We start from the raw sequence: 25,101 nt of genomic DNA on the forward strand, positions 1-25,101 counted from the left end.
GCAGCATTGGCGCTCAGGGCTACTTGCCTGAAATACGCTTATGCACGCGCTCCAGGCTCTCCGCGAAGGTCTCGAACGTTCCCCGCTCGGCGAGCTCGCGCAGCACCTGCTCGTTGATGCCGCCGCGCGTCGCATAATCTTGGGCAAGATGCATGAAGTCTTCGTTCGGGGCCGTGTCCGGCGCGTTGGCCAGCGCCTTGTAGATGCTGGTGATGTACGCGCGCGCCTTGTCGCCCGGCACGCCCTGGCCGCGCACCCACGCGTGGATCGTGTCGAGATACTTGAAATAGCTGGCATAGGTCGCGGTGACGACGCTGAGCACGTCGAACTCGCTCTGGTCCTCGACCTCGATCACGCCGCCCAGCCTGCTGAAGAACGTCGCCAGGATCGGGTCCGGCGGACAGATGATCGTCGCACCCTGCAGGCGCGCGATCATCGGCATCGGCAGGGCCTTGCCGACATGCGCCGCCGGCGCCACGAGGCCGGCGATCTCCTCGCACGATATCGTGGCGATCAGGCTGACGACGTGATGGTCCGGCCGGAACCGCAGTTCCCTCAGCACCTCGCGCGCGATCTGCGGCCGCACCGCGAGCATCACGGTGTCGCATTGGTCGAGCACGGCTTGGTTGTCGGCGGCGACGCGCACGTCCGGATAGCGCGCGGCAAGTTCCGCCGCGATCGCCTCGTTGCGCGGCGAGACAGCCACCGGCGTCGTCTCGCCCGGCAGCGATTTCAATCCCGTGACGATGGCCGAGCTCAGCGCGCCCGTCCCGACAAAGCCAAGTTTCATAAATGTTCTGCCCCATGTTTCGGATCGCCGTCGACAATAGCGACGGCCTCTTCTTCGGCAAGGGTGGCCGCATTGACGCTCGAGGCTGTGAGGCTGCTGCGCGCTACAACAGCCTCACCGAAGTCCCGCTCAGCGCTTCGGCCCGAAACCGGGATAAGGGTTAAGCGGCACGATCGCCGTGATGTCCATCATGCCGGCTTCGATCAGCGGCAGCGTGGCGAGATGGCCGCGCACTTCCTTTTCGTCGGCCGCTTCGAACATTATGCCTGTGCCGGGAACGTCGCCGCGGTTCCAGATCTGGCGCACCGCGCCTTGGGCGTAGAGCGTCTTGCGCTGTTCGGATTCGGGCGGCAGCAGCGGCGCGAAGTCGGCGTCGCCGAACTTCTGGGTATTGCGGGTGAGCAGGGCAAAGAACTGCATCGCGGTCTCCTTTCATGGCTGGTTGACGCCGGGAGATATCGCGCGCCGCTGGTCAGACTGTCCAAGACCGATTAGGCTAAAGTTAGGACCTTTGAGGACTTGGACGCATGCTCGACCTACGCCAGATCAGATATTTCGTCGCCGTTGCCGAGACCGGCAATGTTGGCCGCGCCGCCGAGCAATTGCACATTTCGCAATCGCCCCTGAGCCGGCAGATCATCCAGCTCGAGGAGCAGCTCGGCGTCACCTTGTTCGAACGGGCGAAGCAGCGCGTCCATCTCAATGCCGAGGGCAGGGCCTTCCTTGCCGAAGCCCGAGCGTTGCTTGCCAATGCGGCGCGGCTGGAAGAGCTCGGCCGCAACCTCGCCACCGGAGCCGCCGGCAGCCTGGCCATCGGCTATGTCGAGGGCGCGGTGCATTCCGGATTGGTCGCGGACATGCTGAGGGATTTTCGACGCGCGCGGCCGGATTTCCATCTGCAATTGCGCAGCCGAAGGACCGCGGCGCAATTCGAGGATCTGCGCCAGCGCGCCCTCGATCTCGGCTTCGTCTATTCGCCGGCGCCCGCGAGCGATCCCGATATCGAAAGCATATTAGTGCGGCGCGAGCCGTTGGTGCTGGCAATGCCGGAAGGCGATCCGCTCGCCGCTGTCGCCGATATCGCGCCCGGCCATCTCGACGGCCGCGTCTGGATCACCGTCATGCGCCAGCCCGGCGACACCAACCGCGCGCAGTTCCTGGCGGCCTGCGTCGAATCCGGCTTCATGCCCGACATCGCCTACGAGACGGCCGATCCCTTGACTTCGCTTGGCCTGGTCAGCGCCGGGCTGGGCCTGGCGACGGTACAGGAAAGCCTGCGAAGCGCGGCACCGCCCGGCGTGATCTTCCGCGACCTGGCCTGGTTCAAGCGCAACGTGTCGATCCATCTCGCCTGGCGGCGGAATGACCGGCGGGCGGTGGTTGGGGATTTGAGGCGGTCAGTAGGACTGTAGGGCAACGGGACGTGAATTCCAGGCAAGCTCCAATGGGGCGGAAAGGTGCATTCCGGACATGACTTTGGCGCGATTCTTCGAGCCGGTTTGATCAGAAGGCCGGCACCACCGGACGCGGAGCATGGAGTCCAAGCTTAGCTAGGTATTATAAGGAAGGCCGTTTCGGCCGATTTCGGGTTAGGCCATGAATAACGCTGTCCGACTTTTTGGTGCTATTGCGGTTCGTCCCGCCGTGCTTGCACTCATATCCCAGTTCGAAAAGGCCACAGGATTCACCGTAGCGGCCAAGTGGGAGCTCAATCCGACAGTAAAAAAGCAGATTGAGGCTGGGGAACCTTTTGACCTTGTCATCACCAATCCGAACCTGATCCAGGGTCTGGTCGCCTCGGGAAAGGTCAAGGCCGGAAGCCAGGCGGCGTTCGGTCGGGTAGCAATGGGGGTGGCGGCCAAGGCAGGCTGTCGACAGCCCGAGATTGGGTCCGTGGAAACATTCGAACACGCGTTGAAGAGCGCCAGATCAGTCGCCTACGCCAGCGAAGGGACCAGCGGTGGCTACTTCTCCGATTTGCTGGAACGCTTGGGAATAGCGGATGAGGTGAAGCCCAAGCTGGTTGCCATATCGGGAGGGCAGACAGCAGCGGCCGTAGGCCGTGGGGAAGCTGAGTTGGGGTCATTCCCGTGACTTCGATTCTCGCCGCCGCTCCCGAGGTCACGCTTCTCGGCCTGTTTCCGGCGGAACTCCAAAGTTACGTTGAATTCGCCATTGGCCTCAGCACCGATCCAACGCATGCAGAAGCCGCCAAGCAGCTATCGGGATTTCTGACGTCGATGGCCGTTGACGACATCTTGGCTGCAAAGGGCGTCGAGCGCCGCTAAATGCGCCCTTACATTTTGTCGATAACCGACTGCACCCCTTCCGTCGGCGCGTCGACAGACGAACCCGCCACCATGATGGCGGCGACGATCGCTTCCGGGTCGTTGACCACCAGTGGCTTCACCCTATGCGCGGTATGGATGAAGCCTTCCTCCGACATGTGCTCGATCAGCGTCAGCATCGGGTCCCAGAAACCTTTGATGTTGGCGAAGACGATCGGCTTGCGGTGATGGCCGAGCTGCGCCCAGGTCATGATCTCGACGATTTCCTCCACCGTGCCGATGCCGCCAGGCAGCGCCACAAAGGCGTCGGATTTTTCGAACATGCTGTGCTTGCGCTCATGCATGTTGTCGGTGATCAGCAATTCGTCGAGCTTGTCGAGCGCGGTTTCGGTCGCTTCCCTGTTGATCAGGAAGCGCGGGATGATGCCGGTGACCTTGCCGCCGGCCTTGAGCGCGCCTTCGGCGACGGCGCCCATGATGCCCTTCGTGCCGCCGCCGTAGATCAGGCGCAACCCGGATTTGGCAAGCGAGCGGCCGAGTATGTGGCCGGCCTTGATATAGGCCTCGTCGCGGCCCGGAGACGAGCCGCAATAGACGCAGACGGATCGAATCGTGTTCATGGCGATGATTGGTGATGGGGACGGTTGGCGCGGTCAAGCCCGTGGACGGGCTTTTTCTTGTGAGCTTGGAGAAAACACGCTAGACCGGGCGTTAGGTGGCTAAGGGGGCAATACGGAATTATGGCTATCAATCCTTCTAAGGCGTTTTTGTTCGCGGCGGGCGGCGTTGTCGCCGTCGCGGCGGTCGCCTACGGCTCGGGCGCGCTGGACCCTTACATTAACAGCCAGAAGCCGGCGCAGGTTGCGGCGCTGCCGCAGAGCGATGCGAAACCGGCTGAATCCTCGAGCACGAGCACGGAGGCGCGCGTGCCCCAGGCTCCTTCAAACACAATGGCTCCGGCCAACACCATGGCGCCCGCCAATAAGATGGCGCCGGCCAACAACGCGACGGCCCCGGCCAGTACAACGCCCATCCAGGCGCCTGCTGCCGCGGCTGGTCCGACACTGCCGACCTTCGATGTCGTGCGCGTCGAAGGCAATGGCTCGATCGTCGTCGCCGGCAGCGCCGCGCCCAACGCCAAGGTCGAGATCCTGAATGGCGGCTCCGTGCTCGGCTCGACCGATTCCGGCCCCGATGGCGCCTTCGCGATCGTGCTCGATAACCCGCTGAAGCCCGGCGACTATACGATCACGCTGCGCCAGACGGTTGGCGGCACTGCCGTCGCCTCGGCTCAAACCGCCGTGGTGTCGGTGCCGCAGAGCCCGACGGGCCAGGTGCTGGCCATGGTCGAGGAGCCGGGCAAGGCCTCGCAACTGATCACCGTGCCGGAGGCCGAAAGCAAGCCGGCCGCGCCGGTAGCTGGCGATCAGGCGGCAGCGCTTGCTACGACCGCGCCGGCCGCCACGGACCAGGCGACCGCGCCGGCTGCGGCCGCTGCTGCGGAGCCCAAGATCACCGTCGAAGCGGTCGAAATCGATGGCAGCAAGATCTTCGTCGCCGGCACGGCCGATCCCGGCCGCAAGGTGCGCGCCTATGCCGACTCCATCCTGCTCGGCGACGCCAAGACTTCGGCCGACGGGCATTTCCTGATCGAAGCGACGCGCGACATTCCCGTCGGCAGCTACACCATCCATGTCGATGGCCTGGACAACGATGGCGCCAAGGTCGTCGCCCGCGCTGCCGTCCCGTTCGAGCGCGAGCCCGGCGAGTCGATCGCCGCCGTCGCACCCAATGAAACAAAGACCGGCGATGCCAAGCCGGCGGAGACCAAGACCGCCGCCGCCGTGGCTCCAGCAGCCACGACGGCCGAAGCGGCCAAGCCTGCTACGTCGGTCCCGGCAGCCGAGGCGCCCGCGAAAGTCGCCGAGGAGACGCTTTCGACCGACATGCCTGAGACGGTCGCGCCGAAGCTCGAACATGCCGACAGCGCCGTCATCATCCGCCGCAACGATACGCTCTGGCGCATCTCGCGCCGCGTCTACGGCCACGGCACTCGGTTTTCGACGATCTATCTCGCCAACAAGGACCAGATCCGCGATCCCGACCGCATCTGGCCGGGCCAGGTGTTCAAGGTGCCCTCGACTTCGAAGGAAGGCGAGGCCGCCGACATGAAGGCCATGGGCGAGCAGATCACAGCGGCGCCGGCGAAGACGGAGTAGCGCCAATCTCCCCCGTAAGGGCGGAGATTGGCAGTTCTCGCGCCTCGCCAGTTCTGCGGCGTTGAAAATTGGCGAAAGCCTACGTGACGTCTAATCTCCCCCCTCGCGGGGGAGATGCCCGGCAGGGCAGAGGGGGGTGCTGTCCCGCCAGCACCTCAAATCTACCCATCCGCCTAGCTTGCCCCATTCCTCTTCATCGTCTATCGCCGATGGACGATGGCCGAATCCCCCGAAATCCGCTGCAGCGACAGTCACGTCATGGCGCTCCGCCTGGCGGCGCTCTCGCATCCGGCACGCATCGAGATCCTGAAACGCCTTTCGGCCAGCCGCTGCTGCTCATGCCGTGAGGTGGTCGACCATCTCGACCTCGCCCAGTCGACCGTTTCGCAACATCTGAAGGTGCTGGTCGAGGCGGGGCTCGTCCGCTTCGAGGCCGATCGCCAGCGCTCGCGCTATGCCGTCGACCATGTCGCGCTGGCGGGCGTCTCAGCCTCGCTCAGTGAACTCGTTAACTCCTGCTGCCCCAGCCTCTCACCTAAAAGGCAAGATTAGTGGCCGAAAAGACCGTATCCGCCGAAGCCGGCACCCTCACCACATTGCGCAATCTCTGGCCCTATATGTGGCCGGCCGAGCGCGCCGATCTCAGAGCCCGCGTCACCTGGGCGACGCTGTTGCTGGTCGTCGCCAAGGTCACCTTGGTCGCCGGGCCGTATTTCTTCAAATGGGCGACCGATGCGCTGGCCCATGGCTCGAAGACACCGCCGCCGCTGCCCGCCTTCCTGCTGGCGCCGGTTATGTTGGTCATCGCTTATAACGTGCTGCGCCTGGTCCAGCTCGGCTTCAACCAGCTGCGCGACGCGCTGTTTGCCCGGGTCGGCCAGTATGCGGTGCGCCAGCTCGCCTTCCGCACCTTCGTCCACATGCATCAGCTGTCGCTGCGCTTCCACCTCGAGCGGCGCACCGGCGGCCTGTCGCGCATCATCGAGCGCGGCACCAAAGGCATCGAGACGATCGTACGCTTCATCATGCTGAACACGGCGCCGACCATTCTGGAATTCGCGCTGACCGCCGGCATATTTGCTTTCACCTATGGCTGGAAATACGTCGCCGTGGTCGCCGTCACCGTCTGGCTTTATGTCTGGTTCACTGTCAAGGCGAGCGACTGGCGCATCTCGATCCGGCGCGACATGAACGACAGCGACACCGACGCCAACACCAAGGCGATCGACTCGCTCTTGAATTTCGAGACGGTCAAATATTTCACCAACGAGCGCATGGAGGCCGAGCGCTTCGACCGTTCGATGGCGCGCTATGAGATCGCCGCGACCAAGACCTGGACCTCGCTCGGCTGGCTGAACTTCGGCCAGGGCCTCATCTTCGGCCTAGGCACGGTCATCGTCATGTGCATGTCGGCGCTGGAAGTGCAGGCCGGCACGCAGAGCGTCGGCGACTTCGTCTTCATCAACGCCATGCTGATCCAGCTTTCGGTGCCGCTCAACTTCATCGGCTTCATCTACCGCGAAATCCGGCAAGGGCTGACGGATATCGAGCACATGTTCGACCTGCTCGACGTGCCCCAGGAGATCGTCGACAAGCCGGATGCCAAGCCTTTGAAGGTCGGTCCCGGCAAGGTGGAATTCCGCGACGTGCATTTCTCCTACGACCCGAACCGCAAGATCCTGAAAGGCGTCTCCTTCGAGGTTCCGGCCGGCAAGACGGTGGCGATCGTCGGCCCGTCCGGTGCCGGCAAGTCGACCATTTCCAGGCTTCTGTTCCGCTTTTACGATGTGCAGGGCGGCCAGGTGCTGATCGACGGCCAGGACATCCGCGACGTCACGCAGGAGAGCCTGCGCGCGGTGCTCGGCATGGTGCCGCAGGACACCGTGCTCTTCAACGACACCATCGCCTACAACATCCGCTACGGCCGCGTCGGCGCCAGCGAGGAGGAGGTGCGCAAGGCGGCCGAGCTCGCCCAGATCGGCCCGTTCATCCAGAAGCTGCCCGAGGGCTACAAGTCGATGGTCGGCGAGCGCGGGCTGAAACTGTCGGGCGGCGAGAAGCAGCGCGTGGCGATCGCCCGCACCATCCTCAAGGCGCCGCCGATCCTGATGCTGGACGAGGCGACCTCGGCATTGGACACCCAGACCGAGCAGGAGATCCAGGCCGCGCTCGACCTCGTCAGCAAGGGCCGCACCACCATCGTCATTGCCCACCGGCTGTCGACGGTGATCTCGGCCGACGAGATCATCGTGCTGAAGGATGGCCAGATCGCCGAGCGCGGCACCCACGCGGCGCTGCTTGTCAAGCACGGCCTCTACGCCTCGATGTGGGACCGCCAGCGCGAAGCGACCGAAGCCGAAGAGCGCCTGCGCATCGCGCGCGAGAGCGACGAGTTTGGGGTGGTCGTGCGCAGGAGGACGGCGGAGGTGAGCTGAGGCTTCTCCTTCTCCCCTTGTTTGTGGGAGAAGGTGGCCGCGAAGCGGCCGGATGAGGGGTGTTCCAGCGGAGTGAGACGCTGGCGTTCCCTGGAACACCCCTCATCCGTCTCGGCGCTTCGCGCCGATCCACCTTCTCCCACAAGGGGAGAAGGGAAGGACAAAATCCCCCTTGACCTCAACCTATCTTGAGCTTGCAGACCCATCTCCGAGCCACCAGCCAGGCAACCCTAACAACGGAGATGGATCAAAAATGACGACCAATAATCACCGCACCGGCAGCGTGTTCCGCGTCGACAAGTTCGTCGTGCCGGCGCACGCGCGCGACGAAATCCTCAGCAAGGCCAGGATGACGCACGAGTTGCTGCGCCGGCAGGAAGGTTTCGTGCAGGACTTCCTGCTCGAACAGTTCTCCGGCCCCGGCGAGTTCAACTTCGTCACCGTGGTCGAGTGGGAAAGCCAGGCCGCCGTCGACAAGGTGGTGCCGATCGTCTAAGGCCGCGCATGAGCGCATCGCCTTCAGCGCGCAGGAAACCATCGCGCGCCTCGGCGTCAAGGCCGACATCGCCAACTACCAGCGCGTGCCGGAAGTGTAGGACGGCCATCCGGCTCCAGGCACGGAGACAGCGGCGCTCAGCACCTGGCCGGTGCGGGCGTCGCTCACCATGTTTTCGAAGCCGCGCCATTCGGCAGCGGCGATGAACAATGTCCTGCCGTCGACGCCGCCCAGCATGCAGGCAAAGCAGCCGCGATCGACCTCGACCCTGTCGATTTTCTCGCCGCCCCCGCGCACCCTGACACAGTGCCGGTTCGGCACGTCGGCGTACCAGACGCAGCCTTCGGCATCGATGCAGATCCCGTCGGGATAGTCGTTGCCGAGATGGGCCCAGACGCGCCGCTTGGAAAGGCTGCCGTCTTCGCCAATATCGAAGGCGGTCAGCCGTCTGGCGTGGGATTCGGCGACGATCAGTGTCTTGTTGTCCGGTGTCACCGCCATGCCGTTGGCGAACGCGATGTCCTCGGCGACCTGCCGCACGCCGCCGTCCGCTGCGATCAGCACGATCGTGCCCGGGCCGAAATGCTCGCCCGGCGCCGGTGCCGGCCCGCCGCCATTGACATAGATGTTGCCGCGCCCATCGACGACGATCTCGTTCCACGGGTTCTTCGACAGATGTCTGAGATCGGCATGGATGACGAGCGCCCCGCCTACTTCCCGCCTGAGCAGCAGGCCTTCCCGGCCCGAGACCACCAGAAGCCTCCCATCCGGCAGCCAGTCGATCGAATAGGGCAGGACAGCCGGGACGGTAAGCATCATCTCGCTCCGGCCATTTTCGTCCACCGCGACGATCTCGCCGGTGCTCCAGTTGCACAGCCAGAGCCGGCCGTCATGCCAGCGCGGCGACTCGCCGAAGGCGAGGCCTGTTGTGACGATATTGGCACTCATTGCAGACGGTTTCTGCGAAGGCATTGGCGGGCTCCTTGGGTATCCTCTCGCAAGGACGCGCGACGGAGCCGAGTTCCGACAACAGGAGCAAAATTAGGCTTGCGCGCCGGCGCTGCCGTCTGGGGCTCATCCTATCCCCCATTGTTGCGTTGCGGGGAGGGGTGCTTTCCGCTATTGAGGCGCAACCTGAAACAGGGACCGCCCCAAGCCCTATGACGCTTCTCGACTCGGTCAAGAATACGTTCGTTCCGATCCATCGCGAAGGTTACCCCTTCATCGCCGCCTTCGCCGCGGCGACGCTGTTTCTCGGCTATTTCTCCTCGGTCCTGGTCTGGATCGGGCTGATCCTCACCGCGTGGTGCATCTATTTCTACCGCGACCCCGAACGCGTCACGCCGGTCGACGACCGGCTGGTGGTGAGCCCGGCCGATGGCGTGATCTCGGCGGTCGGCCCCGCCGTGCCGCCGAGCGAGCTTGGTCTGGGCTCGGGCGAGATGACCCGGATCTCGGTGTTCATGAACGTGTTTTCCTGCCACATCAACCGCGCTCCGGTGCGCGGCCGGATCACGCGCATCGAGCACAAGCCCGGCAAATTCCTCAATGCCGAGCTCGACAAGGCCAGCGCCGAGAACGAGCGCAACGGCGTGGTCATCGACAGCCCGAACGGCACGATCGCCGCCGTGCAGATCGCCGGCCTTGTGGCGCGCCGCATCGTCTGCTGGGCCGAAGCCGGCGGCTCGATCGCGATCGGCGAACGTTTCGGCCTGATCCGCTTCGGCTCGCGCGTCGACGTCTTCCTGCCGTCGGGCGCCGTGCCGCGCGTCGCGGTCGGCCAGACGGCGGTCGGCGGCGAGACCGTTCTTGCCGAATTCGGCGGCGCCGCCGTCACGCCCCTGGTCAGGATTTCCTGAGCGTTGGGCGCGCCGTTCAAAAAATTCGAGGCCCATGCCAGCGGCGGTCCGCGCATCCGCGAGATCCCGATGCGCATGGTGCTGCCCAACCTGGTCACCGTGCTTGCCATCTGCGCCGGCCTTTCCGGCATCCGCTTCGCCTTCGAGAACCGCTTCGAGATCGCGGTGGTCATGGTGCTGCTCGCCGCCTTCCTCGACGGCATAGACGGGCGGCTGGCGCGCATGCTGAAGGCGACCTCGAAATTCGGCGCGCAGATGGATTCGCTGGCCGACATCGTCAATTTCGGCGTGGCGCCGGCCCTGGTGCTCTATGCCTTCCTGCTCGATCGCGCCGGCTCGCCGGGGTGGATCGCGGCACTTCTCTTCACCATCGCCTGCGGCATGCGGCTTGCCCGCTTCAACGTGTTGGCCGACGATACCGACCAGCCGGCCTGGCAGACCGAATATTTCGTCGGCGTGCCGGCCCCGGCGGGCGCTGTACTGGTCATGCTGCCGCTCTATCTCTATTTTCTGCGGCTCGGGCTGGAGCCCACCCGGCCGGCGGCCTTCGTCGGCTCGGGCTTTACCGTATTGGTGGCGTTCCTGCTGGTCAGCCGCCTGCCGGTCTATTCGGGCAAGAGCGTCAAGATACCCGGCGACCGGGTGCTGCCGGTGATCCTCGGCGTCTTGCTCTACATCCTTTTGTTGATGGCCTATCCCTGGTACACGCTGACGGCTTCCGTCGCCGGCTATCTGCTTTTCCTGCCATTCTCGGTGCGCGCCTATTCGAAGCGGGCCATGCGCGAAGGCGAGAAGGTGCCGCCGTCGGATATCGGGTAGCGCTGCGCCCTAGGCCGCCGCACTCAGCCCCAGCCGGTCGATCGCCAGCTTGCGCGCCGAGATGTAATCCGTCTTGCCCGAGCCCAGCACCGGGATCTCATTGACCTTGATGATGTCGTTGGGCACCATCAGCTCGGCCGCGCCGGCCTTCTTGCCGAACTGGCGCAGTTCCTCGGCATTGGCGTCGTCGGCGGTGGTGACCAGCACGATGCGCTCGCCGCGCCTCTTGTCGGGCACCGCCACCGCCGCGTGGCGCTCTTCCGGCCACAGCGACTGCACCAGCATCTCGACGGCGCCCAGCGACACCATCTCGCCGGCAATTTTGGCGAAGCGTTTGGCCCGCCCGCGTATGGTGATGAAGCCCTCGCGGTCGATCGAGACGATGTCGCCTGTGTCGTGCCAGCCTTCCAGCCGCTGCAATTCGCCTGGACGGTCGGCGGTCATGTATCCCATCATCATGTTCGGTCCGTCGAGCCACAGCCGGCCGCCCTCGGCGATGCCTTCGACCGGCTCCAGCTTCACGCGGATGGCCGGCAGCGGCCGCCCGACCGTGCCGTCGCGGTTATGGATGGCGGTGTTCACCGCCACCACGGGCGCGGCCTCGGTCAGCCCGAAACCTTCGACGATCGAGGCCTGGAAACGATCGCGATAGGTGCGCCGCGTCTCCGGCTTCACCGCTTCCGCGCCGGCCACGACGAAGCGCAGACTGGAGAAGTCGCCGTCCTTGGCGGTGCGGGCATAGTTGGCGAGGAAAGTGTCGGTGCCAAACATCACGGTAGGCTTCACTTTGCGGGCGATCTCCGGGATGATCTTGTAGTGCAGCGGCGAGGGATAGAGGAACAGCTTTATCCCCAGCACCAGCGGCAGGATGGTGCCGCCGGTCAATCCGAAGGAATGGAACACCGGCAGCACATTGAGCAGGATGTCGGCCGGCGAGACGGAGACGCGCGCCTCCGCCTGCATGACATTGGCAAGCAGGTTGCGGTTCGACAGCACCACCGCCTTGGGCGTGCCTTCCGAGCCGGAGGTGAACAGGATGACAGCGGGCTTCGAGGCTTGCTGCCGCTGCAGCGGCAAACGCCACAGAAGCGCGGCGGCGACCTTGTCCAGGGTCGTCACGCCGGCGCGCACATCCTCCAGCCACAGCATCTTGGCGCCGCCCGCCTCGACCGCAGCGACGATATCGTCGATGGCGGCCTTTTCTATGAAGGCGCGGGACGAGATCACGGTGCGGATCACAGCGGTGCGGACCGCCGCGGTCACGCTGGCCGGGCCGGCGGTGTAGTTGATCATCGCCGCCACGCGGCCCGCGGAGATCAGGCCGACGAAGGTAAGCACCACGCCATTGGCGTTGGGCAACAGCACGCCGACCGCTTCGCCCGGCGCCGTCACCGCCTCGAAATGGCGGCCGAGCACGCGCGCGCCGATGAACAGCTTGCGGTAGCTGAGCGAACCGGAAATCACGTCCTCGATGATCGGGCTGGAAGGGCCGATGCGGTCGGCGGCGTCGCGCATGGCGAGGAAGAGCCCGCGATCGAGATTGGTGCCGTAGAGCCGCGCCTCGGCGAACCGGTCGAACAGCGCGTTGGTGTTGGAGGCCATGTCGGGGTTGCGCGCCACCAGCTCGGCAATGGTCATCGGCTCCAGAACGCTCACCGAAAGCCGCGGGAACCAGTGGCGCGGCGCTTTCTCCTTCGGCGTCAGCGAGACCGGCAGGTCGCGCGTGCCGGCAACGAAGATCGGCACGATGGTGGCATCCGCTTGCATGGCGATGCGGGTAATGGCGCGAAACAGCCGGAACGATTTGACGTCGGGCTCGACATTGTCCGGCAGGTAGACGGCGAGCCGTCCCTTGCCCTTGAGCACGCGCACCAGTCGCCGGCTGACGAAGATATGTTCGGCGTTGAAGGCGATGGTGCGGGCAAGCTCTCGCCACGGCTCCAGCCACGGCGAGCGCGCGGAAGCCTCGTCCAGGATGTGCAGCGTGTCGTCGGGAAGCAGCGACAGCATAAGCGCCGGCTCGATGCGCGACTGGTGCGAGACGACATAGATGACCGGCGTCTTGGCGCTGCGGGCGATGCGCATGCGATTGTCGGCGATGCGGTAGGCGAGCTTGAACGGCACGTAGAGCAGCGCCTGGGTGAAGCGCAGGTCGAGCCGGAACCGCTCGATCACGCCGATCAGCAGCCAGGCAAAAACAAGACCCGCCAGCAGCGCCAGGGTCAGGATCATGCCGCTCTCTCCCAGTCCTCCAGCGCGGCTCTTGAGCGGCCGCTTCGGTGGCAGAGGGTAGCGGAAGTGGGGGCAAGGTCAATGCGGGGAAGGCTGCGCTCCCCTTCTCCCCTTGTGGGAGAAGGTGGATCGGCGCGATAGCGCCGAGACGGATGAGGGGTGCTGGACGAAATGAGTCGCCGGAAAATCGGGCAATTTGACGCACTTAACTTGCGATGCCGCGCTCCGTCCATCACCCCTCATCCGACCGAGCTTCGCTCGGCCACCTTCTCCCACAAGTGGAGAAGGGGAAGAGGGCGCTATGCCGCCTTCAGCCTCCCGCTGATGAAGCGGAACTCCTGGCTCTTGCCGCCATAGCCATAGGCCGCGGCCGGCACTTCGTGCACAAAGGCGTAGCTTTCCTCATGCACGCCGCCCAGCAGCCGTCCGAAAGCCTCGAAGATCGCCTTGAGGTAGGCTTCGAGCTCCAGCTTGGTGTTGGTGCCGTCGACCACCTTGATATCCAGCCAGAATGTGCTGGTCTCATGCCCGGCCAGCGATTTGCCGCCAGCGAACCAGTGCTGCGGCTCGACGTAGTTGACGGCGACCGCGGTGATGGTCGGATCCTTGTGCAACAGCTTCGCAGTGATGTCGGTAGCCTCCTTGGCAATGGTGGCGGACAGCTTGGCGTCGGGCTTGCCGGTGACGCTTATGTTGATGATCGGCATTTTTCTCTCCTCTGGCTTCGCGCGTCGCGCTTTCGACGGGAGAGATATGGGCTCATCTATACGTTAAAAAAAATCGAATTGTTTTTGACAATTGCTTCGATATTGTCGAACTGTGGAAACGCTCGATCCCGATCTCTTGAAAACCTTTCTCGCCTTCGTCGACAGCGGCTCGCTCGCCAAGGCCGCATCCACCATCGGCCGCACGCCGTCGGCGGTGACCGCGCAAATGCAGCGGCTGGAAGAGATCGTCGGCGAGCCGCTGCTCATCCCGCAGGGCAGGGGACGCGGGCTGACCCCGGCCGGCGAGGACCTTGTCGGCCATGCGCGGCGCATCCTTGCCGTTCACACCGAGGCGTGGCTGGCGCTGAAGGGCGCGCGCGCCGGCGGGCGCATCGCCATAGGCACGACGCAGGATTTCGCCGATCAGGGCCTGCCGGACCTGCTCCGGGCCTTCGCCGCCAGCCATCCGCGCATCAGGATCGAGCTGCGCGTCGGCCGTTCCCTGGAGCTCGGGTCAGCGCTGCAGGCAGGTCAACTCGATCTCGCGATCACCATGCGCCATGCCCCCTCGCCGGATGAAGCGGCCCTGATCAGCGAGCCGATGCTGTGGCTCTGCTCGGAAAAAGGACTGGCGGCTCGGCAGGAGATGGTACCGCTGGCGCTGCTCGATCCCTATTGCGGCTTCCGCGAGGCCGCGCTCAATGCGCTCGATGCCGCCGGCCGCCGTTACCGCATCGCCGCCGGCAGCGCCAGCCTTGCCGGCCTGCGCAGCGCGGTCAATGCCGGCATCGCGCTGACGCCGCGCACCCGGCGTTTTGCCCATTCCGGCATCGTCGAGGCATCTGCCGATTTCGACCTCCCGCCGTTGCCGATGGCCGATTTCGCCATCCGGGTCGGCCGCGAAGCTGCGCGTCCGGCGCGGGATCTGGCGGAGCTTCTCGGCAGCGGCCTGGCCTTGTCGTCCTGAACAGCGAGGAATCCTCAAAGAAAAAGCCGACCTTTTTGCGGGTCGGCTTCTAGTCGGACGGGTCGAGGGGTTTGGGGGGACTTGGGGGGTGACCCGTCGATCTAACAATGCCTGAGACTGATGATGGTTCCGTGACTGCGAAAATAATTTACGAGCCCGCCGATTTCGCCTTCATCCAGTCGCGTCCGGCATGCGCAAAGACCGCGCAGAGCACGATGGCGCCGCCGATGACGCTGGCCATGGGTGGGACCTCGCCGAGGAACAGCAGGGCAAACAGGATGGCGAACGGCACCTCGGCGGAACCGAGCAGCCCGGCTTCCGCCGACGGGATCAGCCGCGAGCCTTCCGTCCACAGGATCGAGGCCAGCGCGAAAGAGCAGCCGAAGGTGGCAAGCAGCGCGACGTCGCGGGCGGACACGGCCAGCGGGTCGGTCACGAACCAGCCGAGCACGAAAAGCAGAAAGGCCGAGACCGCGCCAGCCCACACGACCGGCGAGTCGCGAAAAGCGCGCACCATGATCATGTAGAGCGCACTGCCGGCGGTCATCAGCAGCGCCAGCCCGTCACCGAACAGGTGCCCGCTGCCGAGGCCGGCGCCCACCATGATGGCGACGCCGCACAGGGACACGGCGGCCGCAACCATCGTCTGCAGCCGGAATTTTTCCCGCACCAGAAGGAAGGCAAGAAGTGCGGCGATGAAGGGCGAGGTCGCGTAGATCACCGCGACATTGGCGACATAGGTGAATTTGAAGGCCGAGATGAAGGCGATGCTGGCGGCGGCGCCCTCGACTGCCAGCAGCCAGCCCCGCCAGCCCAATCTCAGGCTCTCGCGCCCACCCGAGCGGCGCCGGCGCCACAGCACGTAGAAGCTGATCAGGATCGAGCCGAAAAAACCGCGCCAGCAGGTGATCGTCAGCGGATCGGCATGGATCGACTTGGTCAGTACGCCGGTGAGTGCAAAGGCGATCGCCGATGCCGACACCAGGATGATGCCGAGCGTGCGCTCGGCTGCCACGTCGGCGGCGGCAGGCGCAATCTTTTCCGGCATGTCGAGCGTGTCCGTCATGGCACCAGCCTACCCAGTTGCTCCTGACAGCCTTCCGTCATGAGGCCTGCTCCCGTCTGCGGAAATGCTCGTTGCCGACGATGAGCAGACCCGCGCCGATGATCAGCGCCGCGCCCATGAACACTTCCGTGCGGGGCACGTCGCCCCAGATGGCGTAGCCCAGCGCGAAGGCCCAGACCAGCGAGGTGTATTCGAACGGCGCAATAATCGACACCGGCGCGCGCTTCATGCCCTCGAACAGCGCATATTGCGCCACCCCGCCGAGTGCCCCGACGCTGACAAGCAAAAGAAGCTGCCGCCCGTCGGGCATCCGCCACCAGAGCAGTGCCGGCGCCGCTGAGAAGAGCAGGAAATAGAAATTGTTGAGAACGAGCTGGATCATGGTGCGCTCTTGCAGCGCCGTCTTGCGCAACAGCACCACGGCGATGCCCCAAAGCACCGCCGCCGCCAACACCAGGAGCACCGGCACGGAGAAGCCGAGCCGCGTCGGATCGCAGGCGATGAAGACGCCGACGAAGCCGATGAACACCGCGATCCAGCGCAGCAGCGGCACCGTCTCGCCCAGGATCAGCACGGACAGCACGGTAACGATAATCGGCGCGGCGTAGTAGATGGTGGTAAGCTCGGCGAGCTGCAGCGAGCGGGCGGCGTTGTAGTAGCAAAGCCAGGCGGCGAGCGTGAAGGCGCTGCGCACCAGCATCGGCTTGACGATCGGCGAGCCGATCGTGTCGGCGAACAGCCGCTTGCCGCCGACCGCGCCGCAGGCGACGAGCACGGTGATCGAGCGGACGAACATGATCTGCCAGACCGTCATGCCGACGACCAGGAGCTTGATCGAAGCATCCTGCGCCGAAAACAGGAAATAGGCGGCAGCCGTGAACAGGATGCCGGCCAGCACCCTTTCGCGGCTTTCCAGGATGACGACATCGGCCATGAGGGTTCAGCGCGTTTGCGTGAGGCGGTTCCGCCCCAGTCGGGACCGCTGCTCCAGCTATAGGGGCTAAACCTTGCACGGCGCTGCTCCAGCGCGACGCTTGCGTTGGCGCAGGTCGTTTGCCGGAGGCCGGTCGGAGTTACTGCGTCGCCTGGTAGAGCTCCGATGCGGCATCCTTCAGCGCGCGCCGCCCGCCCGGCCGCAGATACATCATATGGCCGCCCTCGACGACGTCGATGCGGATCGGCTTGGCGTCTGACAGCGAAGGAAGCTGGTTCACCAGATAGCGCGAGGCGAGATAGGGCGTGACGAGGTCGGTATAGCCGTTGACGATGACCACGCCGAGCGCCGGGTTGAGCGAACGCGCCCGTTGCAGGTCGTTCATCACACCGGCATAGCCCTGGCCCGATGTGCCGTAATCCCAGCTGCGGCTGACCTCGCCATTGAGCAGGCGGTAGCTGACATTGGTGCGGTAGTTCAGCTCGTCGCGGGCGTAAGCGACGAAGGCGGAGGTCAGCACCGGAACGCTGCGGTCGAGCACCGGGTCGGGGCCGGCCTCACGGGCGCTTTGCGGCGCGATGTCAACGGTGCCGATGGTGGCGTCATAGGGGCTGAGCACCTTGCCCGTGGCGCGCTGGAATTCCTTGGCGAACAGCCCGATGGGGATGCGGGCGAAATTGCGCTGGACGAGCTCCAGCGGCAGGCCGGTGATCTCCGATACGCGCCCGCCGGCGAGCTTGCCGCCTTGCTCCAGCCCGCTGTTCAGCGCCGTCAGGTAATCGCCGAGCGCGTAATGCTCGACCTCGGCCAGCCTGTCGCGCAACGCGTCGCCGCTCACGCCGTCGGCCTTGAGCCGCGTCGCCGCTAGCGAAGGCAGCTCCAACGCCCAGTGCAGCTGGTCGAACTGGTCTGGCCGCACCAGCATGAACTCCAGTGCCGGCGAGATCAGCACGATGCCGCTGGGGCTCAGGCCGACATCCTCCTGCAGCGTGCGGGCAAGCAGCGCGGCGCGAAAGCCGCCATAGCTTTCGCCGGCGAGGAACAGCGGCGATCCCGTGCGGCCGTTCTGCGCCAGATAGAGGCGGATGAAGGCGCCGACCGAGCTGGCGTCGGCGTCGACGCTCCAGAATTCTTTCGGCTCATGCCCCGGCGCTTCGCGGCTGTAGCCGGTGCCGACGGGATCGACGAAGACGAGATCGCTCATGTCGAGCCAGCTGTCGGGATTGTCGATGAGCTTTTGCGGCGGCCGCAGGAACTCGCCGTCGGCGGCGGTCTCGACGATGCGCGGACCGATCGCGCCGAGATGCAGGTAAGCCGAAGCAGCACCGGGTCCGCCGTTGAAGACGAAGGTGATCGGCCGCTCCTTCGCCGGGGCCGGCGACTGCTGCGTGTAGGCGACATAGAAAATCTCGGCCGTCACCTCGCCCTTGCCGGACAAGAGCGACAGCGTGCCGGCCTTGGCCTGGTAATCCAGCTTGCGCCCGCCAAGCGTGATCGAATGCTCGGTCACTTGTGGCTGCGGCAGCAGCGACAGCACGCCGCCGGTCGGCGCCGGTCGTTCCGGTGTGTCGGCGAAGCTTGGCTGCGCGAAGGCGGCGAGCGCCAAGAGGATGAGGGGGACGAGCTTGGATCGCATGAGGGCTCCGCGGGAACGACAACCGCAAAGGTATGGCCGGGGCGTGGGAAATCAAAGGGGCGCGGCGCAGAAGCTGCCAATCTCCCCCCTTGCGGGGGAGATGCCCGGCAGGGCAGAGGGGGGTGTGACGGAACTCGGCCCTGGTCGACGCATCTTTCTGCAGCAACTTCTGTCCGAGTTCGCGCGCTGTGAACAGCTGATAGGATAGCGGGACAGCACCCCCCTCTGTCCTGCCAGACATCTCCCCCGCAAGGGGGGAGATCAGCTGTTATTCTCGTCTTCACCAATCTCCGAGTTGGCAGAAAATGATAGTCGCCAGCAGGATTTCCCTGCCATGCTCACACAGTGCTATCAACCGGCAAAGACAGTATGAAAAGGACCCCCACACAATGGACTCCACCGCCCTCAAAACCATGCAGGCTCCGCTGAAGGATGCCTATCGCGAGGACGCCGCCAAGGCGCTGATCACGCTGAGAGCCCGCGGCACGCTCGACGACCAGTCGATCGCCTGCAAGGTGGAGACGGGCAGGGCGCTTGCGGTTGCCGGGCTTCATCCGGCCACCGGCGGCTCGGGCCTCGAGCTCTGCTCGGGCGACATGCTGCTGGAAGCGCTGGTCGCTTGCGCCGGCGTGACGCTGAAAGCGGTAGCGACCGCCTTGGAGTTCAAGCTCGGCAACGCTACCGTCGAGGCCGAGGGCGACCTCGATTTTCGCGGCACGCTCGGCGTCGCCCGGGACGCGCCGGTCGGCTTCCGCGAAATAAGGCTGAAATTCGACCTCGACACCGATGAACCGCAGGAGCGCATCGATGCGCTCGTGAAGCTCACCGAGCGCTACTGCGTGGTGTTCCAGACGATCAACAACAAGCCGGCGTTGAGCGTGAGCGCAAGCTGATCTCCCCTCATGAGGGGGAGATGTCGCCAAAGGCGACACAAGGGGGTCGTCTCACATAGAGTGCCGGCGTTGTTCGTCTCAGAAAGAGGTCGGCGCTCCACGCGAGGAGCCCCCCTCTGACCGCTTCGCGGCCATCTTCCCCCTCGAGGGGGAAAGATAAGTCGGCCCTACTGCGCCGAGGGCGTTTCCGCATCCCCTTCGTCGGTGAACGGCGAGGCGCTCGGTACGCATTGCACGGCCCAGCCCTGCGGCGTCGGCTGCTTCTGATATTCGGTAATGGCGTTGGTGCATTGTTCGCGGGTGTCGAAGGTGCTGGGCAGCACCACCATGCCGCCTTGCGGGCCGGCGATCACCAGGTACCAGACCAACGCTACGCTGGGAGTAGCAGCCATGGGAATTCCTCGCTTTGCTTAGATGTCGGAGTCGGACCGATCCTAGCAACTCCTTCGGAGCGGCGGAAGCGGGGCGGCGGCACACGCTTCCACCGCCCCGGTCACAGACCCGTGAATGGAGTGGTCGCGACGCGGCTCACTCGACCGCGAAGCAGTAGAACAGACCGTCGCCGCCGGTGCCCTGGAGCGCTTCCTGGCTGCAGCCGCCACGCGAGGCGTGCGAGGAATTCCAAGACTTCGCCGCCGCCGAATCGTCAAGCCCGGTGCGGTCGTGATGGCCCATCATCGCGGCACCCTCGGCGCCGCTCATCGTCCAGTCGCCGCAGGTCTGGTCGGCGATCTTCGTGCCGTCGGGCTTGGAGCCGGTTAGCATGTCGTGCCGGTTCGGTGTGTCGCCGCGGCCGTTGATGATTTCGCCCTTTTCGGTCAGCGCCGTTTGCTTGGTGATGCCGTTGGCGTCGCTGTGCAGCGAGGCGACATCGTCGGCGATCTTCTCGCCCTTGGCATTGAACCACGGACCCTTGCCGATGCGGTCGCGCGCATCTTCCGTGCTGGAGGAAAGATAGGCATGCCAGGTCTTGCCGGTGACGCCGGCCGCTTCCGCGAGCGACGCGCAGTGGGCATCGGCGCCTTTCAAGCCGCCGAGATCGGCGCCCTTGCCGGAGCCGACGCTGGTAACGAAGAAGCTCATCGTCTTATCTTGCGAGAGGGCTACGCCAGCCGATGCGGCAAGTGCCGCGACGGTGGTGGCGGCAACGAGAAGAAGTCTACGCATATCAGTCCTCCGGTTTCGAATGCCTTGCATTCGAAGAACGTTGCCGGAGCCCGGTTTAATCCCGTCTGAGCTTCTTCTATTCCGGCTGCCGGTAGGCGACGAAGCGGTTGTGCTTGGCCTGGAAGATCAGGCCCGTCTCCTTCAGCTCCGGGCTTGCCAGGGGCACGATGCGCCTGGCGATCTCGGACGGATGCGGCAGCGTCTCCGGATCCTCGCCGGGCATGGCCTGGGCGCGCATGGCCGTGCGGGCCGCGCCCGGATCGGCGGCGTTCACCCTCAGCGGCAGGCTCTCGGTCTCATGCGCCCAGGACCGCATCATCGTTTCGACGGCGGCCTTGGAAGCCGCATAAGGGCCCCAGAAGGCGCGCGCCGAATGCGCCGCGTTGGAGGAGAGAATGATGGCGCGGCCCGCGTCGGAGAGCCTGAGCAGCGGGTCGACCGAGCGGATCAGCCGCCACGTCGAAGTCACGTTGATGGTCATCACCTTCTCGAAGGTCTTGGCCTCGACATGGCCGATCGGCGAGATGACGCCGAGCACGCCGGCATTGGCGATCAGGATGTCGAGCTTGCCCCAGCGCTCGTGGATCGCTGCGCCCAGCCGGTCGATGCCGGCCATGTCGGCAAGATCGAGCGGCACAAGCGTCGCCTGTCCGCGACCGTCGGCCTTGATCTGGTCATCGAGCTCTTCCAGCCCGCCCACTGTGCGCGCCACCGCGATCACATGCGCGCCGGCCGCCGCCAGCTCCGTAGCGATGAAATAGCCGATGCCGCGCGAAGCGCCGGTTACGACCGCCACGCGGCCGGAAAGGTCGAGAGTCATTCAGGAATTTCCGTAAACTGCGATTACGACCCGCCACTCGCCAGCAGCGACAGCGTACGCACATTGTCGTGGCCTTCGAAGTCGAGCAGACGGGTGGGGTACTGGCCGGTGAAGCAGGCGTCGCAGAATTGCGGCTGGTCGTTGTCGCGGCGCGCTTCACCGACGGCACGGTAGAGCCCGTCGATGGAGAGAAAACCGAGCGAATCGACGCGGATGAATTCCGCCATCTCCTCGACCGACATGCGCGATGCCAGGAGCTTCGACTTCTCCGGCGTGTCGACGCCGTAGAAGCAGGATGCGCTGGTCGGCGGCGAGGCGATGCGCATATGCACTTCCTTCGCGCCTGCGTCCCGCACCATCTGCACGATCTTCTGGCTGGTGGTGCCGCGCACGATCGAATCGTCGACCAGCACCACGCGCTTGCCCTCGATCATGCGGCGGTTGGCATTGTGCTTCAGCTTAACGCCCATATGGCGGATCGAATCGCCCGGCTGGATGAAGGTGCGCCCGACATAGTGGTTGCGGATGATGCCGAGCTCGAAGGGAATGCCGGCGGCCTGGGAAAAACCGATCGCAGCCGGCGTGCCGGAATCCGGAACCGGCACCACGATGTCGGCGTCGACCGGGCTTTCCTGCGCGAGTTCGGCGCCGATGCGCTTGCGCACCTCGTAGACATTGCGGCCCTCGACCGAGGAATCCGGCCGCGCAAAATAGACATATTCGAAAATGCAGAAGCGCGTCTTCTGCGGCTCGAACGGGAAGATGCTCTCGATCCCCTTCGAGGTGATCACCACCATCTCGCCGGGCTTGATGTCGCGCACGAAGCGGGCGCCGATGATGTCGAGCGCGCAGGTTTCGGAAGCGAGAATCCAGGCGCCGTCGAGATCGCCCAGCACCAGCGGGCGGATACCGAGCGGATCGCGGCAGCCGATCATCTTCTTGGCCGTCATCGCCACCAGCGAGAAGGCGCCCTCGACCTGGCGTATCGCGTCGATGAAACGCGAATTCAAATCGCGCTCCTTGCTGGTCGCGATCAGGTGCAGCAGCGTCTCGGTGTCGGAGGTCGAGGAAAAGATCGAGCCCTGCTTCTGCAGCACGCGCTGCACGGTGAGCGCGTTGGTGAGGTTGCCGTTATGGGCGACCGCCAGGCCGCCCTCCGCAAGCTCGGCGAAGAAGGGCTGGATGTTGCGAATGCCGGCGCCGCCGGTGGTGGCGTATCGCGTATGTCCGATGGCGCGGTTGCCTTGCAGGCTGTCGATGACGCGCTGCTTGGTGAAGGTATCGCCGATCAGGCCGACATGGCGTTCGACATGAAACTGGGTGCCGTCATAGGAGACGATGCCGGCCGCTTCCTGGCCGCGATGCTGCAGGGCATGAAGCCCGAGCGTGACGATGGCCGCCGCATCCTGCCGGCCGAAGATGCCGAATACGCCGCATTCGTCGTGGAAATGATCGTCGGCCTCGGCGGAAAGGACTTTGCCTCTATCTGCCGTTGAGTCTGCCATTTGGTGCTCAAGCTCCGCTAAAGCCGCCATATAAGGCGATCGCTCGCCGAACGCAACGCGCGTAGTTAGGCATTCACAAAATGCCTCAGGCCAGCGCCATGGCTGGCCTGGACTTCAGTTTGCCGGCGCTGGAGCGGGAGCCGGGGCAGGCGCTGGAGCCGGCTCGTTGTCGGCCGGTGCCTCGCCCTCGCTGTCGTCGGGTGCCGGCGCGTTGTCGTCACCGGCGGCCGGCGGCTCAGCCGCCGGCTGATCGGTCGTCGCCGGCGCGCCGGCCTGCGGCGTGCCCTTATGCGTGTATTTGTTGACCAGTTCCTCGGTGTTCTCGGGCAGCACGCTTTCGAGCTTGGCGCCGATCGTCTCGAGCAACGGCCGCGACTTGGCGTTGGCGACCCAGGCGGGCGCCTTGGCGCCCGCCAGCCAGTTGAAGAACAGCAGCGCCACCGCGACCACCAGGATGCCGCGCGCCGCGCCATAGAGGAAGCCGAGCGTCCGGTCGAGCGCGCCGATGCGTGAATCGATGATCCAGTCGGCGAGCTTCATGGTGATGACGGAGACGACGATCAGCGCGATGAGGAAGACGATGCCGGCAGAGGCCGCCATCGCGATCTTGTCGTTGTCGACATAGGGCTGAACATAGGGCAGGACCGGCTTGTAGAAGAAGAACGCCGCCGCCGCGGCCGCTACCCAGGAAACCACAGACAGCACTTCGCGGGAGAAGCCGCGCACCATGGCGAGCATTGCTGAGACCAGAGTGAAGCCGACGAGGATTCCGTCAAGCAGCGTAATCGGCATGGTTCTCGCCCCACTTCCTGTCTTGCGGCGTGATGAACCGCATCACTCCCCGTCGTCGGCATGGCCGCGCCGTGAGCCGGCTATGCGCGCCACAAGGTCGGCCAGCTCGGTGGGCTGGAACGCGCCGGCCCCGATCCCCCCGGCAACTTCCTCGCTGCCGAGCGGCAGCACCGCGCTTCCAAAACCCAGCTTTTCGGCTTCTTTGAGACGCTGCTGCGCATGCGCAACTGGCCTCACGGCGCCCGATAGGCTGATTTCGCCGAAATAGACGCAATCGGCGGGAAGGGCAAGACCGGTGAGCGAGGAAACCAGTGCGGCGGCGACCGCGAGATCGGCCGCCGGCTCCGAGATCCGGTAGCCGCCGGCGACGTTGAGATAGACGTCGTGCTGGCCGAAGCGCACGCCGCAATGCGCCTCCAGCACGGCGAGCACCATCGACAGCCGCGCCCCGTCCCAGCCGACCACGGCGCGGCGCGGCGTGCCGAGCGAGGAGGGCGCGACCAGCGCCTGGATCTCGACCAGCACCGGCCTGGTGCCTTCCATGCCAGCGAAAACCGCGGCGCCCGGCGATTTCGCGTGACGTTCGCCGAGGAAAAGCTCCGATGGATTTGAGACCTCGCGCAGGCCTTTGTCCGACATTTCGAAGACGCCGATCTCGTCGGTCGGCCCGAAACGGTTCTTCACGGTGCGCAGGATGCGGAAGTGGTGGTTGCCCTCGCCCTCGAAATAGAGCACGCCGTCGACCATGTGCTCGACGACGCGAGGGCCTGCAATCTGGCCCTCCTTGGTGACATGGCCGACGAGCACGATCGCAGCGCCTGTGGATTTCGCGTAGCGGATCATCGCCTGGGCGGCGGCGCGCACCTGGGTGACGGTGCCAGGCGCCGAATCGGCAAGGTCCGTCCACAGCGTCTGGATGGAATCGAGGATGACGAGGTCCGGCCGCCTGCCGTCCGCGATGGTGGCAAGAATGTCCTCGACATTGGTCTCGGCGGCGAGTTCCACCGGCGTTGAGGCGACGCCGAGGCGCTGCGCCCTGAGCCTGATCTGCGCGACGGCTTCCTCGCCCGAGACATAGACGATGCGGTGGCCTTTCGAGGCGAGCGCCGCGGCGGCTTGCGTCAAAAGCGTCGACTTGCCGATGCCGGGATCGCCGCCGACAAGAAGTGCGGAGCCGCGCACGAAGCCACCGCCGGTGGCGCGGTCGAGTTCGCCGATGCCCGATACGATCCGCGGCGCATCCTCGATGTCGCCGGCGAGACTGGTCAGCACCACGGCGCGGCCCTTGCGGGCGTTGCGCATGTTCGCCGGCCCCGAGCCAATGCCGCCGGACGTGCCTTCCTCGACAAGCGTATTCCACTCGCCACAGGCATCGCATTTGCCGGCCCAGCGCTGATGCACCGAGCCGCAATTCTGGCAGATGAACTGAACGCGCGATTTGGCCATTAGGCGCGGCCCGACATTGGATAGGCCGGC

General features: G+C 65.2%; 23 protein-coding genes and 2 pseudogenes. 10 read left to right on the plus strand and 15 right to left on the minus strand.

What is annotated here, in order from left to right:
- Window positions 1-19: 19 nt before the first annotated feature.
- Together LB528_RS26865 and LB528_RS26870 are read right to left on the minus strand one after the other, a co-directional pair.
- The gene (locus LB528_RS26865) at window positions 20-790 is read right to left on the minus strand and encodes a pyrroline-5-carboxylate reductase (RefSeq protein WP_224716913.1); all 771 of its coding nucleotides are present in this window, start codon (window positions 788-790) and stop codon (window positions 20-22) included.
- A gap of 129 nt (window positions 791-919) precedes the next feature.
- Entirely contained in the window at window positions 920-1,210 is a 291-nt protein-coding gene (locus tag LB528_RS26870; protein WP_224716914.1) for a muconolactone Delta-isomerase family protein, read from the minus strand.
- A gap of 107 nt (window positions 1,211-1,317) precedes the next feature.
- Here LB528_RS26870 and LB528_RS26875 point away from each other — a divergent pair, with 107 nt between their 5' ends.
- Together LB528_RS26875 and LB528_RS26880 are read left to right on the plus strand one after the other, a co-directional pair.
- The gene (locus tag LB528_RS26875; protein ID WP_224716915.1) at window positions 1,318-2,202 is read left to right on the plus strand and encodes a LysR substrate-binding domain-containing protein; all 885 of its coding nucleotides are present in this window, start codon (window positions 1,318-1,320) and stop codon (window positions 2,200-2,202) included.
- Window positions 2,203-2,386: 184 nt separating this feature from the next.
- Window positions 2,387-3,078: pseudogene (locus LB528_RS26880) on the plus strand (molybdate ABC transporter substrate-binding protein).
- Window positions 3,079-3,086: 8 nt separating this feature from the next.
- Here the strand turns inward: LB528_RS26880 and LB528_RS26885 are convergent.
- Window positions 3,087-3,698, minus strand: a complete 612-nt coding sequence (locus LB528_RS26885; RefSeq protein WP_224716916.1) for a TIGR00730 family Rossman fold protein — start codon at window positions 3,696-3,698, stop codon at window positions 3,087-3,089.
- Between the two features lie 120 nt (window positions 3,699-3,818).
- Between LB528_RS26885 and LB528_RS26890 the strand changes: the two genes are divergently transcribed.
- The 4 genes and pseudogenes from LB528_RS26890 (at window position 3,819) to LB528_RS26905 (ending at window position 8,328) form a co-directional block, all read left to right on the plus strand.
- Complete coding sequence (locus tag LB528_RS26890; protein ID WP_224716917.1) at window positions 3,819-5,297, plus strand: LysM peptidoglycan-binding domain-containing protein; 1,479 nt, start codon at window positions 3,819-3,821, stop codon at window positions 5,295-5,297.
- Window positions 5,298-5,513: 216 nt separating this feature from the next.
- A complete protein-coding gene (locus tag LB528_RS26895) occupies window positions 5,514-5,849 on the plus strand; it encodes an ArsR/SmtB family transcription factor (protein ID WP_224588895.1) in 336 nt (111 codons plus the stop codon).
- The gene (locus LB528_RS26900) at window positions 5,849-7,732 is read left to right on the plus strand and encodes an ABCB family ABC transporter ATP-binding protein/permease (RefSeq protein ID WP_224716918.1); all 1,884 of its coding nucleotides are present in this window, start codon (window positions 5,849-5,851) and stop codon (window positions 7,730-7,732) included. The genes LB528_RS26895 and LB528_RS26900 overlap by 1 nt, the downstream gene beginning before the upstream one ends.
- A gap of 253 nt (window positions 7,733-7,985) precedes the next feature.
- Window positions 7,986-8,328 (plus strand): annotated as a pseudogene (locus LB528_RS26905) (antibiotic biosynthesis monooxygenase).
- Here the strand turns inward: LB528_RS26905 and LB528_RS26910 are convergent.
- Window positions 8,304-9,200, minus strand: a complete 897-nt coding sequence (locus tag LB528_RS26910) for an SMP-30/gluconolactonase/LRE family protein (protein ID WP_411962264.1) — start codon at window positions 9,198-9,200, stop codon at window positions 8,304-8,306. The pseudogene LB528_RS26905 and the gene LB528_RS26910 overlap by 25 nt on opposite strands.
- A gap of 149 nt (window positions 9,201-9,349) precedes the next feature.
- On the opposite strand from LB528_RS26910, the gene LB528_RS26915 reads away from it, so the two are divergent.
- Complete coding sequence (locus tag LB528_RS26915) at window positions 9,350-10,087, plus strand: phosphatidylserine decarboxylase (protein WP_318012362.1); 738 nt, start codon at window positions 9,350-9,352, stop codon at window positions 10,085-10,087.
- 3 nt (window positions 10,088-10,090) lie between these two features.
- Window positions 10,091-10,906, plus strand: coding sequence for a CDP-alcohol phosphatidyltransferase family protein (locus LB528_RS26920; RefSeq protein WP_411962265.1), 816 nt, complete (start codon window positions 10,091-10,093; stop codon window positions 10,904-10,906).
- A 9-nt stretch (window positions 10,907-10,915) separates the two neighbouring features.
- Here LB528_RS26920 and LB528_RS26925 read toward each other — a convergent pair whose 3' ends face one another.
- Window positions 10,916-13,138 (minus strand): AMP-binding protein, encoded by a 2,223-nt coding sequence (locus LB528_RS26925; RefSeq protein WP_224716920.1) that lies wholly within the window; start codon window positions 13,136-13,138, stop codon window positions 10,916-10,918.
- Between the two features lie 299 nt (window positions 13,139-13,437).
- The gene (locus tag LB528_RS26930; protein WP_224716921.1) at window positions 13,438-13,845 is read right to left on the minus strand and encodes a tautomerase family protein; all 408 of its coding nucleotides are present in this window, start codon (window positions 13,843-13,845) and stop codon (window positions 13,438-13,440) included.
- A 112-nt stretch (window positions 13,846-13,957) separates the two neighbouring features.
- Here LB528_RS26930 and LB528_RS26935 point away from each other — a divergent pair, with 112 nt between their 5' ends.
- Window positions 13,958-14,812, plus strand: a complete 855-nt coding sequence (locus tag LB528_RS26935) for a LysR substrate-binding domain-containing protein (RefSeq protein WP_224512535.1) — start codon at window positions 13,958-13,960, stop codon at window positions 14,810-14,812.
- A 148-nt stretch (window positions 14,813-14,960) separates the two neighbouring features.
- Here the strand turns inward: LB528_RS26935 and LB528_RS26940 are convergent, their stop codons facing one another.
- The 3 genes from LB528_RS26940 to LB528_RS26950 all read right to left on the minus strand — a co-directional run bounded on the left by LB528_RS26940 (window position 14,961) and on the right by LB528_RS26950 (window position 18,448).
- Window positions 14,961-15,878, minus strand: a complete 918-nt coding sequence (locus LB528_RS26940; RefSeq protein WP_224512537.1) for a DMT family transporter — start codon at window positions 15,876-15,878, stop codon at window positions 14,961-14,963.
- Between the two features lie 37 nt (window positions 15,879-15,915).
- Window positions 15,916-16,812, minus strand: coding sequence for a DMT family transporter (locus tag LB528_RS26945; RefSeq protein ID WP_224512539.1), 897 nt, complete (start codon window positions 16,810-16,812; stop codon window positions 15,916-15,918).
- Window positions 16,813-16,951: 139 nt separating this feature from the next.
- Window positions 16,952-18,448 (minus strand): S10 family peptidase, encoded by a 1,497-nt coding sequence (locus LB528_RS26950; protein ID WP_224512542.1) that lies wholly within the window; start codon window positions 18,446-18,448, stop codon window positions 16,952-16,954.
- A 389-nt stretch (window positions 18,449-18,837) separates the two neighbouring features.
- Between LB528_RS26950 and LB528_RS26955 the strand changes: the two genes are divergently transcribed.
- A complete protein-coding gene (locus LB528_RS26955) occupies window positions 18,838-19,341 on the plus strand; it encodes an OsmC family protein (protein WP_224512544.1) in 504 nt (167 codons plus the stop codon).
- 167 nt (window positions 19,342-19,508) lie between these two features.
- On the opposite strand, the gene LB528_RS26960 is transcribed toward LB528_RS26955, so the two are convergent.
- The 6 genes from LB528_RS26960 to radA all read right to left on the minus strand — a co-directional run bounded on the left by LB528_RS26960 (window position 19,509) and on the right by radA (window position 25,071).
- Window positions 19,509-19,733, minus strand: a complete 225-nt coding sequence (locus tag LB528_RS26960) for a hypothetical protein (protein ID WP_041008353.1) — start codon at window positions 19,731-19,733, stop codon at window positions 19,509-19,511.
- A gap of 136 nt (window positions 19,734-19,869) precedes the next feature.
- Window positions 19,870-20,508, minus strand: a complete 639-nt coding sequence (locus tag LB528_RS26965) for a hypothetical protein (protein WP_224716922.1) — start codon at window positions 20,506-20,508, stop codon at window positions 19,870-19,872.
- A gap of 76 nt (window positions 20,509-20,584) precedes the next feature.
- Entirely contained in the window at window positions 20,585-21,328 is a 744-nt protein-coding gene (locus tag LB528_RS26970) for an SDR family NAD(P)-dependent oxidoreductase (RefSeq protein ID WP_224716923.1), read from the minus strand.
- A 23-nt stretch (window positions 21,329-21,351) separates the two neighbouring features.
- The gene (gene purF / locus LB528_RS26975) at window positions 21,352-22,833 is read right to left on the minus strand and encodes an amidophosphoribosyltransferase (RefSeq protein ID WP_224512549.1); all 1,482 of its coding nucleotides are present in this window, start codon (window positions 22,831-22,833) and stop codon (window positions 21,352-21,354) included.
- A gap of 114 nt (window positions 22,834-22,947) precedes the next feature.
- Entirely contained in the window at window positions 22,948-23,625 is a 678-nt protein-coding gene (locus LB528_RS26980; RefSeq protein WP_224716924.1) for a CvpA family protein, read from the minus strand.
- Window positions 23,626-23,667: 42 nt separating this feature from the next.
- Window positions 23,668-25,071 carry a DNA repair protein RadA gene (gene radA, locus LB528_RS26985; RefSeq protein ID WP_224716929.1) on the minus strand — a complete coding sequence of 468 codons (1,404 nt, stop codon included), beginning with the start codon at window positions 25,069-25,071 and terminating at the stop codon, window positions 23,668-23,670.
- Window positions 25,072-25,101: the final 30 nt, after the last annotated feature.

The organism is Mesorhizobium sp. CA4, assembly GCF_020165075.1.
Classification (GTDB): Bacteria; Pseudomonadota; Alphaproteobacteria; order Rhizobiales; family Rhizobiaceae; genus Mesorhizobium.

Excerpts from the sequence above, each read along its gene's own strand:
- LB528_RS26875 (WP_224716915.1), top strand. The coding sequence starts at position 1,318 with ATGCTCGACCTACGCCAGATCAGATATTTCGTCGCCGTTGCCGAGACC.
- LB528_RS26940 (WP_224512537.1), bottom strand. The coding sequence starts at position 15,878 with ATGACGGACACGCTCGACATGCCGGAAAAGATTGCGCCTGCCGCCGCC.
- LB528_RS26885 (WP_224716916.1), bottom strand. The coding sequence starts at position 3,698 with ATGAACACGATTCGATCCGTCTGCGTCTATTGCGGCTCGTCTCCGGGC.
- LB528_RS26870 (WP_224716914.1), bottom strand. The coding sequence starts at position 1,210 with ATGCAGTTCTTTGCCCTGCTCACCCGCAATACCCAGAAGTTCGGCGAC.
- LB528_RS26925 (WP_224716920.1), bottom strand. The coding sequence starts at position 13,138 with ATGATCCTGACCCTGGCGCTGCTGGCGGGTCTTGTTTTTGCCTGGCTG.
- LB528_RS26950 (WP_224512542.1), bottom strand. The coding sequence starts at position 18,448 with ATGCGATCCAAGCTCGTCCCCCTCATCCTCTTGGCGCTCGCCGCCTTC.
- LB528_RS26955 (WP_224512544.1), top strand. The coding sequence starts at position 18,838 with ATGGACTCCACCGCCCTCAAAACCATGCAGGCTCCGCTGAAGGATGCC.
- LB528_RS26930 (WP_224716921.1), bottom strand. The coding sequence starts at position 13,845 with ATGCCGATCATCAACATAAGCGTCACCGGCAAGCCCGACGCCAAGCTG.
- radA (WP_224716929.1), bottom strand. The coding sequence starts at position 25,071 with ATGGCCAAATCGCGCGTTCAGTTCATCTGCCAGAATTGCGGCTCGGTG.
- LB528_RS26960 (WP_041008353.1), bottom strand. The coding sequence starts at position 19,733 with ATGGCTGCTACTCCCAGCGTAGCGTTGGTCTGGTACCTGGTGATCGCC.
- LB528_RS26970 (WP_224716923.1), bottom strand. The coding sequence starts at position 21,328 with ATGACTCTCGACCTTTCCGGCCGCGTGGCGGTCGTAACCGGCGCTTCG.
- LB528_RS26890 (WP_224716917.1), top strand. The coding sequence starts at position 3,819 with ATGGCTATCAATCCTTCTAAGGCGTTTTTGTTCGCGGCGGGCGGCGTT.
- purF (WP_224512549.1), bottom strand. The coding sequence starts at position 22,833 with ATGGCAGACTCAACGGCAGATAGAGGCAAAGTCCTTTCCGCCGAGGCC.
- LB528_RS26965 (WP_224716922.1), bottom strand. The coding sequence starts at position 20,508 with ATGCGTAGACTTCTTCTCGTTGCCGCCACCACCGTCGCGGCACTTGCC.
- LB528_RS26980 (WP_224716924.1), bottom strand. The coding sequence starts at position 23,625 with ATGCCGATTACGCTGCTTGACGGAATCCTCGTCGGCTTCACTCTGGTC.
- LB528_RS26910 (WP_411962264.1), bottom strand. The coding sequence starts at position 9,200 with ATGCCTTCGCAGAAACCGTCTGCAATGAGTGCCAATATCGTCACAACA.
- LB528_RS26945 (WP_224512539.1), bottom strand. The coding sequence starts at position 16,812 with ATGGCCGATGTCGTCATCCTGGAAAGCCGCGAAAGGGTGCTGGCCGGC.
- LB528_RS26865 (WP_224716913.1), bottom strand. The coding sequence starts at position 790 with ATGAAACTTGGCTTTGTCGGGACGGGCGCGCTGAGCTCGGCCATCGTC.
- LB528_RS26895 (WP_224588895.1), top strand. The coding sequence starts at position 5,514 with ATGGCCGAATCCCCCGAAATCCGCTGCAGCGACAGTCACGTCATGGCG.